The organism is Stenotrophomonas sp. SAU14A_NAIMI4_5, assembly GCF_003086795.1.
GTDB lineage: Bacteria > Pseudomonadota > Gammaproteobacteria > Xanthomonadales > Xanthomonadaceae > Stenotrophomonas.
In genome coordinates this window covers 3458193-3471473 of sequence record NZ_CP026003.1, presented here as the reverse complement: position 1 = coordinate 3471473, position 13281 = coordinate 3458193, and the positions used below count along the sequence as shown (strand labels likewise).

Here is a 13281-nt window from a genome sequence, read left to right as displayed (position 1 = left end):
GAGCCACGCCATGCGTGGATGATTCATTCGGTGTCTGACATGCTTCATCCACGCATGGCGTGGATCTACTGGCCCAGCCACGGATCCCGCTCCGGCGACCAACCCAGCCACGAGGGGCCCCGCCGTTGGCTGGAACCCATCATTCCATGACGGAATTGGCGCCCGGGCCCCGCTGGGCCTACCATCGGCGGTCCCCACCCCCACCGCCCCTTCCATGTCCGCTCCCGCTCCCGCCGCACCACGCCGCTGGTTCGTCGCTGGCGACTTCAATGGCTTCTTCGGCCTGGTCGTCGACAACCTTTCCATCCTTGGCTTCATCGCCATGGCCCTCATCGGCATGTTCCAGTTCCCCGCCGACGTGGTGTTTGGCCGCATGTTCCCCGGCACCGCCTTCGGCGTGCTGGTCGGCAACCTGCTGTACACCCTGATGGCGCGCCGCCTGGCCGCGCGCACCGGCCGCGATGATGTCACCGCCATGCCGCTGGGCCTGGACGCGCCGACCAGCATCGGCATGGCCCTGCTGGTGCTCGGCCCGGCTTTCGCCGCCTTCAAGCAGCAGGGCATGGACCCGCATGCCGCAGCCATCGCCACCTGGCAGCTGGGCATGGCCGCGCTGGTCATCATGGGCGTGCTGAAGCTGATCCTTTCCTTCTTCGGCGAAGCGGTGACCCGCGCGCTGCCGCGTGCGGCGCTGCTGGGCTCGATCGCCGGCATCGCGCTGGTGCTGATGGGCCTGCTGCCGCTGCTGGAAACCCTGCGTTCGCCGCTGGTCGGCTTCACCACGCTGGGCCTGCTGCTGTACGTGCTGATCGCCAAGGGCAAGCTGCCGATTCGTGGCCCGGGCGTGCTGCTGGCCTTCGTGTTCGGCACCGTCCTCTACTACGGCCTCGGCCTGGCCGGGCTCGGCGTGCCGGGCTTCCAGGTGCCGGCCTGGGTGCCGCCGCAGGTGGTGCTGCCGCTGCCCACGCTGGGCTTCATCGACGGCCTGCCGACGGCGATGACCTACCTGCCGCTGCTGCTGCCGTTCGGCCTGCTGATGGTGGTCGGTGGCATCAACGTCTCCGAGAGCGCACGCGCGGCCGGCGATGACTACCGCACCCGCGACATCCTGCTGGTGGAAGCGGTGGCCACGCTGGTGGCCGGTGTCTGCGGCGGCGTCGCCCAGACCACCCCGTACATCGGCCAGCCGGCCTACAAGCACATGGGCGCGCGCAGCGGCTACACGCTGCTGACCGGCCTGTTCGTCGGCATCGGCGGCATGCTCGGCATCATCTCCGGGCTGGTGCAGTGGCTGCCGCTGGCGGTGCTGGCGCCGATCATCGTCTACGTGTCCATCGACATCACCACCCAGGCCTTCCAGGCCACCCCGCGCCAGCATGCCGGTGCGATGGTGCTGGGCTTCCTGCCGTCGGCGGCCTACCTGCTGGCGATCAAGGCGCCGGGCTGGATTCCGGCCGACCAGATGGGCGCGCTGCTGACCCACGTCGACGGCCACGGCCTGCCGGAACTGGCGGTGATCTTCGCGTTGGGCAACGGCTTCATCATCACCTCGATGCTGTGGATCGCCACGGTGTCGGCCATGGTCGATGGCCGCCTGCGCCGCGCCTGCGGTTTCCTGCTGGTGGCGGCGGCGCTGACCCTGTTCGGCCTGATCCACTCGGTCGACCCGCGCGGTGGCATCTACCTGCCGTGGGACCTGCAGGGCCTGGCGCGCATCATCAGCTGGCAGTTTGCGGGTGCCTACGTGGCGCTGGCCGTGCTGCTGGGGCTGCTGTCGCTGCAGAAGCAGCCGGTGAAGCCGTTGGCTGACGCCGGACATTGACGGGGGACGCCGGGCATGGCCCGGCGTCAGGTCTCGCGATCCAGCTCGGGATAATGGCGGAAGATGCCGTTGGTGTTGAACGCCAGCCGCCGCTCCGACGCGAGATACGCGGCGATGTTCGGCCGCTTCGCCACCCGCTCCTGCAGCGCCCGCAGCAGGGGCAGGGTGGGTGCCAGCGCCTGCATCCGCTTCGGGAACATGTAATCCAGCCCGCTCAGCAGCTGGAACAGCGAGAGATCCACATAGGAGTGCTCGCGCAGCGGGTGGCGGCCACCGTTGGCCTCGATCACCTGTTCGAAGTAGCCGAGGAATTTCGGCAGGCGCTCGCTGCGCATCGCCGTGGCGCGCGCCTTGGCCTCGGCCTTCTGGTCTTCGTAGTACTTCGATGCGGCAATCGGATGATGGGTGTCGTGCACTTCCGCCACCAGATCGGCGATGGTCAACTGCAGCTGCAGGGCCTGCATCCGCCGTGAAGCAGCCTGCGGCACCAGATCCAGCGTGGGGCCGAGGAAATCCAGGATCGCCGCGACCTGCGCGATCACCTGCCGGCCCGCCTTCAGAAACGGTGGTGCGAAGGGCTGGCCGCCCTCGGTCTGGCCGCGCAGGAACGGCTCCATCACTGCATCGCCGTGGATGCGTGCCATGTCCTCGTACGCGGCACCGGCATCTTCCAATGCCAGACGTACGAACTCGCCACGGCCCTGGATGCCGGTCCAGTAATACAGCGCGTAGTGCATGTCGATCTCCGCGAAGAATTTCCTGCAGCCTCGCGTGTCGCGCGCAAAGCAGGCGTGAGCATGGCGTTCATGCCAAGCACAACGCAGGCCAAACAGCGGGGGAACCGCCTGCGGTGAAGCGGGTCATACTCGGGTCGTGCACGTGAAAAACGAGGTACTGCATCATGCAGAAGAGTGGAAAGGCAGTGTGGCCCTGGGTACTGGGCGTGGTGGTGGTAGGCGGTGCGGGCGCGTGGTTGTTCCGCGATCAGTGGCAGGACCTGGCTGATCGCGTGGAGGTGCCCACCCAGGCGGCCGCACCTTCGACGGCAGCGCCACCTGCAGCGCCCACCGCTGAACCCGCGTCGTCGACACCGGCCATCCAGCATCCGCTGGACACCGACGCTGCAGCCGACCCCGCGCTGCCGAAGATGGAAGACAGTGATACCGCAGCATGGACCGCGCTGAGTGGCCTGTTCAATGGCGAAGGTGGACTGGCCCTGTTGCTGCGTGACCACCTGATCCAACGCCTGGTCACCCACGTGGACAACCTGGACAAGACCAGCGTGCCACCGTCTGCGCTGGCCACGCGGCCGCTGCCCGGCAGCCTGCAGGTGGACGCCGGAGGGAAGGGCGAGCAGATCGCCGCAGGCAACGCGGCGCGCTATGCGCCCTACGTGCAGGCGTTCACCGCGCTCGATCCGGCAGCGGCGGGCACGGCGTACAAGCGCTTCTATCCGCTCATCCAGCAGGCCTACGTCGACCTTGGGCGGCCGCAGGGCTATTTCAACGACCGTCTGGTGGCGGTGATCGATCATCTGCTGGAAACCCCGGAACCGGCGCGACCGCTGGCCGTGGTGCGTGATGAGCGGGGCCGCTATCGCTTTGTCGATCCGGATCTGCAGTCGCGCTCGGTGGGGCAGAAGGCCCTGCTGCGCCTGGATGCGACGCAGGAGCGCGCGGTGAAGCAGCAGTTGCGCGCGATCCGCAGTTCGATCACACGCGGCTGATCGCCGGAGGGGAAGATGTCATCGCCAGCGTGATAGGGTCGGGATCGGGTAGACAGGAGTAACCTCGATGCATCCAGTGTGGTTGGGAGTGAGTGCGTTGTTCGCCACGGCAGTGGCATCGGCTGCGGCCGTGGACACGCGCGATGGCGAACTGAGCGATCCCTATCGCTACACGCGTAGCGTGCGCCTTGCCGAACTGGGCGCGCTGCAGAACCTGGGCAAGGCGCCGGGTGTGAAGGGCAAGCTGGGCCAGGCCGGTTTCTACCGCGTGCGCGGTGAGCTGGACCGCTCCAGCCAGGCGGCCCAGGAGTGCCTGAAAGGCGTGGCCAACGAACCGGCCGACAATGTGAAGGGGGTCGAATACCTGTGTTCGTCCACGTTGGCCGGCAACCTGCTCCTGCAGGGCGATATCGCCGGTTGGGCAACGCAGATGCTGCAGGTACGTACGCTGCTGGAGCGTGATATCCGGCCGATGCTGAAACGCCAGGTGGGCGACATCCACCTGGCCGGCGTCAGCGAACCCCATTTCGAACGGTTTACCGCCTGGCCGCGCAATGCCATGGCGGCGCAATCGCCTGCCAGCGACATCAGTGTTCCCCTGCAGTTGAACAACGAACTGCCGACGCTGAGCCTGAAGCTGCGCACCGCGGCCGGTGAGCGCGAGCTGCGCGTGCACCTGGACAGCGGCGCGGCGCATTCGCGCATCGGGCGTGCGCTGGCGGCCGAGCTGGGGCTGAAGCTCACCGAAGGTTTCATGGCGGTCGATGGCAAGCCCGGCCAGCTGTATGCACTGGCGGCGCCGGTCGAGCTGGACATCGGCGGCGTGGCGGTACGCGATGTCTCGTTCGCGGTGCTGGGCCAGGACGACCTGCCTCGCATCGGTCTGGACGTGCTGCGCGCGCTGGGCCGGGTGCGCATCGACAAGGACGCGCTGGTGATCCAGGCCCCATCCACCCCAGTGCCATGCACGCGGCGGATGGCCACACTGTCGACGCTGTGGGGTGATGCGTACGATGTCCGTTATCCGATCCGCGCCGGCAAGCAGAACGTGCTGGTCAAGGTGGATACCGGCTTCAACGGCGCCTTCCAGGCACGCGGCGTGCTGCCCGCAACACCGCCAGCCGCAGCGATACGGCGCAAGAACGTGATCACCACCGATGGCAGCGAAGACATCGAGTACATCGAGGTCACGACACCGGTGATGATCGGCGGGGAAGTACTGAACCTGCCGCTGGACATGGGCCTGGCACCGGGGCCGAATCCCCTGTTCAACCCGGACTGGCGGGTGGGCTTTGCCGCGACCCAGCGCTACAGCCTGTATATGGACGTTGCCGGTACCTATGGTTGCCCGGTAGCCGTTGCACCGGCGTCGCCATTGCTGCCGCCGAAGCCGGTTGCCGCAGCGCCCGCCGGCGGCTGATCGTTCGCTACAGGGTCTGCAGGAACGCTTCGATGTCCTGCAGATCCTGACGGCTCAGCCCGCGCGGCCGCAGCAGCGGATCAGGCTCCGGGAACGGCGCCGCACCCGGTGGCGGCGAGGCCGGTGCCCGCGGGCGCGCGCCGCCCACGTTGTAGAACGCCAGCACGCCCGACAGGCGCGGGATCAACCCGTTGTGCATGTAGGGCGCGGTGTTGGCCACGCCACGCAGCGTGGGCGTGCGGAAGCGGCCGCTGTCGGCCGGATCACCGGTGATCTCGTAGCGGCCCAGATCCTGCCGAGGGCGACCGTGGAAGTGCAGGCCGAGATTGTGGAAGCCGTTGTCGGTCAGCGCCGCGCCGTTGTGGCAGTTCATGCAGCCGGCCTGTGTGCGGAACAGGTGCAGGCCACGCAGCTGGGCATCGTCCAGTGCACTCGCATTGCCACGCAGGAAACGATCAAAGCGGCTGCTGCGCGGCGACAGGCTGCGCTCGAAGGCGGCGATGGCCTGGCTGAGCTGGGCGGCATCGATGCGCGGCTGCGCGAACACCTCGTTGAACTCACGGCGGTAGGACGGATCGCGGCGCAGGCGGCGCACGGCGCCCTGGGCGGTGAAGCCCATTTCGATGGGATCAGCGATGGGATGCAGCGCCTGGTCTTCCAGCGTGGCGGCGCGGCCATCCCAGAACAGAGGCGTCACATGCGCGCTGGCGGCCACGCTGGGCGCGTTGCGACGGCCGGCCTGGCGGTCGTGGCCGAACGACACCCGGCGGCCATCGGCCCAGCCCAGATCCGGGTCGTGGCAGCTGGCACAGGCCAGTTGCCGCGACTTCGACAACACCGGATCGAAGAACAGCCGACGCCCCAGCGCGACCTTGGCCGGCGTCGATGGATTGTCTGCAGGATCCACCGGTGCCGGCAGCGGCGCCAGTTCCTGCCAGGCCACACCGGGCTCGACCTCCGGCGCGGGCCAGCGCGTGCTGGGGCTGCTGTAGAGCGCGCGTAGGCAGGCGCTGTCCGGGCGTGCGGGCAGCACGTCCGGGCAGGGCGTGTCCTGCGCAGGCGCAGGCCCGCCCGCGCTGCCCAGCAACAGGGCAGCGAGGGGGAAGGCCAGGCGCAGTGGGTGCGGACGTTTCATCGGCAGTGGCCCGGCAGGTTGCCGCCGGGCCGCAGACTCAGAACGAGTAGCCCAGCTCCAGCCAGAAGCTGCGGCCGGGTTCGTAGAACATCGCGCTGGTCGAGGTCGAGGTGGCGGTCGTCAGGTTGCTGCGATTGAGCACGTTCTGTACCTCGATGCGTGCGTAGGCTTCCTGCTCGCGCGGAAGTGCAAGGCGATATTCAAGGTTGGCATCCCAGGTCCAGGTACCGGAGAAACTGCGGCTGGTGAGGTTGGGGGCAGTGATGCCGTCGATGGTCTGCGATGCACCGGTGGAGAAGCCTTCGTAGCCGGCGCGGTAGCGGAAGAAGTTGTTCCAGCTGAGGCCGAGTGCGGGAATCTCTGTGCGGGTGCTCAGGCGAGCGCTCCACGGGCGCAGGAACTGCGTGGCCGGCAGTTCGTAGCGGTACATCAGCTTGCCGTCCAGGCGTACCAGTTCGAACATGTCATCGGTGTCTTCGTAGCTGTTGTAGTTGCGCTTGACGTCGGTGTGGTCGGCCGAAAGCTGGAAGCTGTTGCGCGTGCCGAGCACTTCCCAAGGCCGCTGTGAAGCTACCGACAGGGTCCAGATCTCCGCGTCGCTACGGCCTTCGTTGGTGTATTCATAGGTGTTGAGGTTGTAGAGCGCACGGTCAGGGCCGTCGACCTTGCGGCGCAGGATGTCCTTGCGGGTCGCACGATTGACGTACTTCAGGTTGAAAATCAGGCCGGCGACACGCTGGTCCAGGCCCAGCGTCCATTCATCGGTATAGGGCGAGTCGACGTCGCTCAGGCGGTTGCTCGACACGTTGGTGGTGCGCGTGGCATCGGCCCACGTGGTCGATGCCTTGCTGCGCACCAGCGTTTCGCGCAGGCGCTCACGGCCATCGCGCAGCAGGTAGCTGTAGAAGCTGCGGCCGTAGTAGCGGTTCACGCCGGCATTGACGGTCGTGCGCTGGTCGCCGAGCACATCCCAGGAAACGGCCAGGCGCGGGGACAGGTTGGTCTGGCTCCAGACGTTGTTGCGGTCCAGGCGCAGGCCAGGACGGATGTTCCAGTTGCCCACCCGGATGTCATCCTGCAGCCAGGCTTCGTACTCTTCGCCGCTGACCTCGAACTTGCCCGCGTGGTAAAGCTGCTGCTGCTTGAAGTACTGCCCGGCGCCGCCGGCCCGCAGCGGCGAAAGCGAGCACGAGAACGTATCGATGGTGCCGTCGGAAAGCCTGCAACTGCTGGTAACCGCCGTGGACAGATACACCGAATGATCGTTCAGGCGCTCATAGCTGCCGTCGCGGTGCTGCACGCCCAGGCCGAACTGCACGGCGTGTTCGGTGCGCCCGATGGTGAATGCGTCGCGGTCGACCACTGCCCGGTAGCCAATGCGGCGATCGTTCTGGTCGACGTTGCCATAGCTGCCTTCAGAGCTGATCGGGGTCGGGCTCCAGTTGAATTCCTCTGAGCTGGACCAGTTGCGCATGTAGTCCAGGTCACTGCGGCGCGAGGATTCCACGTTGCTGTAATTGATCGTGTTGCGCAGGGTCCAGGCGCCGTGGCTCCAGTTGGCACGTAGGCTGGCGGTGGGGCCGCCGGATTTGATGTCGAACCAGGAATCGCGGCCGTTCATGATGTAGTAGCGGTCATCGGTGGGCGCATAGGAAAAGCTCGCGCCCAGTTCCAGCCCGTCGTCGTTCTTCCAGTCCAGGGCGACGCTGGCGCTGGTGTTCTCGCGTGTCTGGGTCTTCTGGTTGACGTCATCACCGGCAGAGTCGCGGCCGGCGGAATAGGCGCGCAGCGGAATGTCCGAGTGGGTGCGGGTGACCGTGCCGATGATGCCCAGCCCGAACGAGGTGCGGCCCTCCAGGCGCGCGCCCACGCGATACTTGTCGTACTGCGGCTGGTAGGCATACGTGGCCGATTCGGCGTAGGTTTCAGCCTGTGCGTCGTTTGCGATGATCTGGTCCCAGGCCGACCGGGCCATGCGCATCCAGACCTTGCCATGCAGGCCATCGCTGGCCGTGCGGCTGCGCGCATCGACCACGCCGCCGGTGAAGCCGCCGTACGCTGCGGGCACGTTGGCGTCGTAGACCGTCAGCGATTCGAGCAGGTCCACATCCACGGCGATGCCCTGTGCCGCGCTGGGCACGTCCACCGCGTTGTTGGGGTTGCCGGTGCCGGCTGCGTTGAAGGCCGGATCGATATCGTTGTTGATGGTCGCGCCGTCCAGCAGGAACAGGTTCTGGTAGTACGGCGCGCCGTTGATGCTGAAATCATCCGGGCGGATCTCGCCCATGTTGCGGCTGCTGCTGTTGGAATCACTGAACTGCACGGCCGGATTGCTGCGCAGGGCCGTGGCGATATCACCGTTGCCCTTCACCTGAGCGTCCAGCGCATCGGCGTCCAGCGTCACGCCCTGGCCGTAGGGCAGGGCGCGTGGCAGGGCAACCCGCCCGTCGGCACCGCCCACGCGCAGCGGCTGGGTCTGGCGAGTGGTGGTGGCGCGGCGCAGGGTGTAGCTGCCGTCTTCGCGGCGAACTGCGCGCAGGCCGCTGCCCTGCAGCAGCGCGGCAAAGCCGGCGTCCACATCCAGCCCTGCCGCCGCCGGTGCGGCCTGGCGGCCACGGGTCAGCGCAGGGTCAAAGGACAGGGCAACCCCGCGTTCGGCGGCGAAGGTGCTCAACGCGCTGCCCAGCGGCCCGGCTGTGGCAGGTGCTGCCGCAGGCGCGTCAGCTGTGGTCTGGGCGAATACGGGCGTGGCAACGAGGGCGGCGGCCAGCAGGCTCACGCGTAGGTGGTTGGAATTCATGGGCATGGGGATCGGGAGGAATAAAGGGTTTCACTCCCTCTGCCACCCGAAACAGGAAAAAGTGTCATCCGCGCGTGGCGGCGGGGCGCAGCTGGGTCCACAGGCCCGGCTGGACCTGCACAGCGTAGGTCGTCGCGATCATCGACAGGCTGCGATCAAGATCATCCAGCGGGTAGGCACCGGACACGGGGAGTGCGGCGATGGCTGGATCCACGCGCAGCCAGCGGCGGTGATAGCGGCCCAGTTCCTGCACCAGTTGCTGCAGTGGCAGGGCATCGGCCACCAGCATGCCGTGGGTCCATGCGTCGGTGCCGGCGCTGGCCGGCTGCGGTGCGGGCAGTGATTGCCGGCTCCAGCGTTGCTGCTGCCCGGCATCAACCCGGCGCTGCAGCGTGCCGATGTCGATGCGCACTGCCCCCTGCTGCACCACCAGAAGCGCGTCCTCGCTGAACAGGCGAACGCTGAAGCGGGTGCCGAGTGCCTGCAGCATGCCCTGCGGCGTAGCAACGAGGAACGGCCGCGCAGGCTGCCGTGGATCGGCCGCGGTCTCCACCAGCACCTGCCCGCGCCGCAGCCGCAGCAGGCGCTGCTGGCCATCGAAGGCGATGTCCACGGCGGTGTCGGTGTCCAGCTGCAGCACACTGCCATCGTCCAGCATGTGGCGGCGGCGTTCGCCCACGGCGGTGCGCACGCTGGCATCCCAGGCGGCACCGTCGTACAGGCGCCAGGCCAGCCAGCCACCCAGCGGCGCGACCAGCAGGGCGGCGATGCTGCGCAGCACAGCGCGGCGTCCTGGCGATGCGGGGCGCTGCAGCGCGCCGTGGGCGAGGGCAGGGGGTACCTGGCCACTCAGCGCCAGCAGCCGTTCGGCACGCTGCCAGGCACGCGCATGGTCGGGGTCGACATCGTGCCAGCGCTGCCACTGCGCGCGCTGCACGGCACTGCCATCCTCGTGCAGGCGCATCAGCCAGTCGGCGGCCTGTTCCAGCACCCGGGGCGGCAGCGCCCGCTCGCCTGCAGCATCGATGCCCATGCTCAGCAGGCGTGCGCCAGGCAGCCCATCAGTGCGCGCTTCATGTGCCGCTTCACCGTGGACAGTGACAGCCCCAGCTGCGCGCTGATGGCCTCGTAGCGCAGGCCATCGAACTGCGCCAGCAGGAACACGCGGCGCGCCATCGCCGGCAGCCCATCGAGCATCGCGTCGATCTGCTGCAGCGCTTCGCGCACCAGTGCCTGCTCCTCCAGCGAGGGCAGCACCGGTTCGGGGAACTGCGCCAGGTACTCCAGGTAGGCGCGTTCCAGTGCCTGGCGGCGGAACCAGTTGGCGGCCAGCCCGCGCGCCACGGTGGTCAGGAACGCGCGCGGCTCGCGCAGCGCGGCCAGATCGCGGCCCTGCAGCAGGCGCGCGAAGGTGTCCTGGGTGAGGTCATCGGCTACATCGCGATTGCCTACGCGGCCGCTCAGCCAGCCCTGCAGCCACCGGTGGTGGTCGCGGTACAGCGTGCCGAGTTGCTCGTCGTGTGCGTGCATGCGGAAGGCGCGGTCGCGCATGGATCGAAATGAGAAGGATTCGCAAGTATGGCATCGGCGGGTGCCGGGTGCCAGCCCCTGCGCACGGATTGCGCGGGATCAACGCGCTGCCCACGGCCGCAGGCGCATGCTTGCCGCAGGCTGACCGACCCCACGGTGCAGTCGCAGCCACCCTTGAAACCGGGTGGGGCAACCGCATCTTCCCTGCATCGCCGGCGCGGCCGGCACTGATGACCGATGAGGATTCGCAATGCGGATGGACAAGCTCACCTCGCGTTTCCAGCAGGCGCTGGCCGACGCGCAGTCGCTGGCCGTGGGCCGCGACAACAGCATCATCGAACCTGCTCACCTGTTCAGCGCGCTGCTGGACCAGCAGGGCGGCAGCACGCGCCCGTTGCTGGCCCAGGCCGGCGTGAACGTGCCGGTGCTGCGCGAGCGCCTGACTGAGGCGCTGGATGCGCTGCCGAAGGTATCCGGCCAGGCCGGCAACGTGTCGATGGGCAATGACCTCGGGCGCCTGCTCAACCACACCGACAAGCTGGCCCAGCAGAACGGCGATGCCTTCATCGCCAGCGAGTGGTTCGTGCTGGCCGCGCTGGAAGACAGCGGCACGCTGGGCATGGCGCTGCGCGCCGCCGGCGCCGACAAGGCGCGCCTGCAGACCGCCATCGACAAGCTGCGTGGCGGCGAGAACGTGCAGTCGGAAAACGCCGAAGAACAGCGGCAGGCGCTGGAGAAGTACACCATCGACCTCACCGCGCGCGCCGAGAGCGGCAAGCTGGACCCGGTGATCGGCCGCGATGAGGAAATCCGTCGCACCATCCAGGTCCTGCAGCGCCGCACCAAGAACAACCCGGTGCTGATCGGCGAGCCCGGCGTGGGCAAGACCGCGATCGTGGAGGGCCTGGCCCAGCGCATCATCAACGACGAAGTGCCCGAGGGCCTGCGCGGCAAGCGCGTGCTGTCGCTGGACATGGGCGCGCTGATCGCCGGCGCCAAGTTCCGCGGTGAATTCGAAGAGCGGCTGAAGGGTGTGCTCAACGACCTGGCCAAGAGCGAAGGGCAGATCATCCTGTTCATCGACGAGCTGCATACCATGGTCGGCGCGGGCAAGGCCGACGGCGCGATGGACGCGGGCAACATGCTCAAGCCGGCGCTGGCCCGTGGCGAGCTGCACTGCGTGGGTGCCACCACGCTGGACGAGTACCGCAAATACATCGAAAAGGATGCCGCCCTGGAGCGTCGCTTCCAGAAGGTGTTCGTGGGTGAGCCGTCGGTGGAGGACACCATCGCGATCCTGCGTGGCCTGAAGGAAAAGTATGCAGTGCACCACGGCGTGGAGATCACCGATCCGGCCATCGTTGCCGCCGCCACGCTGTCCAACCGTTACATCACCGACCGCCAGCTGCCGGACAAGGCCATCGACCTGATGGACGAGGCCGCCTCGCGCCTGCGCATGGAAATCGACTCCAAGCCGGAGGAACTGGACCGCCTGGAACGCCGGGTGATCCAGCTGAAGATCCAGCGCGAGATGCTGAAGAAGGAAAAGGACGATGCCTCGCGGCAGCGCCTGGCCGACCTGGAAAATGACATCGAGGGTCTGGAGCGCGAGTTCTCCGACCTCAATGAAATCTGGAAGTCGGAGAAGGCTGCGCTGCAGGGCGCGACCAAGATCAAGGAGCAGGTCGAGCAGGCGAAGCTCGATCTGGAAGCCGCGCAGCGCCGCCAGGATTTCGCCCGCATGAGCGAGATCCAGTACGGCCTGCTGCCGCAGCTGGAAAAGCAGCTGGCCGCTGCGCAGGAACTGGATGCCAACGACTTCAAGCTGGTGCAGGACAAGGTTACTGACGAGGAGATCGCCGAGGTCGTCTCGCGCTGGACCGGCATCCCGGTCAACAAGATGCTGGAAGGCGAGCGCGACAAGCTGCTGCGCATGGAAGACGTGCTGCACAACCGCGTGGTCGGCCAGGAAGAGGCGATCAAGGTCGTTTCCGATGCGGTGCGTCGTTCGCGCGCCGGCCTGTCCGATCCGAACCGTCCGGGTGGCTCGTTCCTGTTCCTCGGCCCGACCGGCGTGGGCAAGACCGAGCTGTGCAAGTCGCTGGCCGAATTCCTGTTCGACAGTGCCGACGCGATGATCCGCATCGACATGAGCGAGTTCATGGAGAAGCACAGCGTCGCCCGCCTGATCGGTGCGCCCCCGGGTTACGTGGGCTACGAGGAAGGTGGCTACCTGACCGAGGCCGTGCGCCGTCGCCCGTACTCGCTGATCCTGCTGGACGAGGTGGAGAAGGCCCACCCGGATGTGTTCAACATCCTGCTGCAGGTGCTGGACGATGGCCGCCTGACCGATGGCCAGGGCCGCACCGTGGACTTCCGCAACACCGTCATCGTGATGACCTCCAACCTGGGCTCGCACCAGATCCAGGACATGGGCAGCGATGACAGCCCGGAGGCCTACACGCAGATGAAGGCCGCGGTGATGGGCGTGGTGCAGGCGCACTTCCGTCCGGAGTTCATCAACCGCCTGGACGACATCGTGGTGTTCCACCCGCTGGACAAGCAGCAGATCAAGCAGATCGCGCGCATCCAGATGCGTGGCCTGGAGCGGCGCCTGGCCGAGCGTGGCTTGAAGCTGGTGGTGTCCGATGCAGCGTTCGACCTGCTCGGCAACGTCGGCTTCGATCCGGTGTACGGCGCGCGCCCGCTGAAGCGTGCGATCCAGGCACAGCTGGAGAACCCGCTGGCACAGAAGATCCTCTCGGGGGCCTTCGTCAACGGCGACACCATCGAGGTCGGCAACGAGAGTGGCCATCTGGTGTTTGCGAAGGCGTAATCACGTCGTGGC

At 67.5% G+C, this 13281-nt stretch carries 9 protein-coding genes; 4 read left to right on the top strand and 5 right to left on the bottom strand.

Features of this window, described 5'->3' with window-relative positions; translation table 11 throughout:
- Positions 1-214: 214 nt before the first annotated feature.
- Positions 215-1822 (top strand): hypothetical protein, encoded by a 1608-nt coding sequence (locus C1925_RS16070; protein WP_108769757.1) that lies wholly within the window; start codon positions 215-217, stop codon positions 1820-1822.
- 26 nt (positions 1823-1848) lie between these two features.
- Here the strand turns inward: C1925_RS16070 and C1925_RS16065 are convergent, their stop codons facing one another.
- Entirely contained in the window at positions 1849-2559 is a 711-nt protein-coding gene (locus C1925_RS16065) for a glutathione S-transferase (protein ID WP_108769756.1), read from the bottom strand.
- A gap of 164 nt (positions 2560-2723) precedes the next feature.
- On the opposite strand from C1925_RS16065, the gene C1925_RS16060 reads away from it, so the two are divergent.
- Complete coding sequence (locus C1925_RS16060) at positions 2724-3548, top strand: DUF3014 domain-containing protein (RefSeq protein WP_108769755.1); 825 nt, start codon at positions 2724-2726, stop codon at positions 3546-3548.
- Between the two features lie 67 nt (positions 3549-3615).
- Positions 3616-4968 carry an aspartyl protease family protein gene (locus C1925_RS16055; RefSeq protein WP_108769754.1) on the top strand — a complete coding sequence of 451 codons (1353 nt, stop codon included), beginning with the start codon at positions 3616-3618 and terminating at the stop codon, positions 4966-4968.
- A gap of 7 nt (positions 4969-4975) precedes the next feature.
- On the opposite strand, the gene C1925_RS16050 is transcribed toward C1925_RS16055, so the two are convergent.
- From C1925_RS16050 to C1925_RS16035, 4 genes are all read right to left on the bottom strand, one after another.
- A complete protein-coding gene (locus tag C1925_RS16050; protein ID WP_108769753.1) occupies positions 4976-6103 on the bottom strand; it encodes a cytochrome c peroxidase in 1128 nt (375 codons plus the stop codon).
- A gap of 37 nt (positions 6104-6140) precedes the next feature.
- Entirely contained in the window at positions 6141-8903 is a 2763-nt protein-coding gene (locus tag C1925_RS16045; RefSeq protein ID WP_159097544.1) for a TonB-dependent receptor, read from the bottom strand.
- A 64-nt stretch (positions 8904-8967) separates the two neighbouring features.
- Positions 8968-9936, bottom strand: a complete 969-nt coding sequence (locus tag C1925_RS16040; protein ID WP_108769751.1) for a FecR domain-containing protein — start codon at positions 9934-9936, stop codon at positions 8968-8970.
- Positions 9937-9938: 2 nt separating this feature from the next.
- Complete coding sequence (locus C1925_RS16035) at positions 9939-10454, bottom strand: sigma-70 family RNA polymerase sigma factor (RefSeq protein WP_254051337.1); 516 nt, start codon at positions 10452-10454, stop codon at positions 9939-9941.
- Positions 10455-10683: 229 nt separating this feature from the next.
- On the opposite strand from C1925_RS16035, the gene clpB reads away from it, so the two are divergent.
- Positions 10684-13269, top strand: a complete 2586-nt coding sequence (clpB, locus tag C1925_RS16030; protein WP_108769750.1) for an ATP-dependent chaperone ClpB — start codon at positions 10684-10686, stop codon at positions 13267-13269.
- Positions 13270-13281: the final 12 nt, after the last annotated feature.

What these genes read in the sequence shown, in the direction of transcription:
- C1925_RS16070 (WP_108769757.1), top strand. Translation starts at nt 215, where the DNA reads ATGTCCGCTCCCGCTCCCGCCGCACCACGCCGCTGGTTCGTCGCTGGC.
- C1925_RS16065 (WP_108769756.1), bottom strand. Translation starts at nt 2,559, where the DNA reads ATGCACTACGCGCTGTATTACTGGACCGGCATCCAGGGCCGTGGCGAG.
- C1925_RS16060 (WP_108769755.1), top strand. Translation starts at nt 2,724, where the DNA reads ATGCAGAAGAGTGGAAAGGCAGTGTGGCCCTGGGTACTGGGCGTGGTG.
- C1925_RS16055 (WP_108769754.1), top strand. Translation starts at nt 3,616, where the DNA reads ATGCATCCAGTGTGGTTGGGAGTGAGTGCGTTGTTCGCCACGGCAGTG.
- C1925_RS16050 (WP_108769753.1), bottom strand. Translation starts at nt 6,103, where the DNA reads ATGAAACGTCCGCACCCACTGCGCCTGGCCTTCCCCCTCGCTGCCCTG.
- C1925_RS16045 (WP_159097544.1), bottom strand. Translation starts at nt 8,903, where the DNA reads ATGAATTCCAACCACCTACGCGTGAGCCTGCTGGCCGCCGCCCTCGTT.
- C1925_RS16040 (WP_108769751.1), bottom strand. Translation starts at nt 9,936, where the DNA reads ATGGGCATCGATGCTGCAGGCGAGCGGGCGCTGCCGCCCCGGGTGCTG.
- C1925_RS16035 (WP_254051337.1), bottom strand. Translation starts at nt 10,454, where the DNA reads ATGCGCGACCGCGCCTTCCGCATGCACGCACACGACGAGCAACTCGGC.
- clpB (WP_108769750.1), top strand. Translation starts at nt 10,684, where the DNA reads ATGCGGATGGACAAGCTCACCTCGCGTTTCCAGCAGGCGCTGGCCGAC.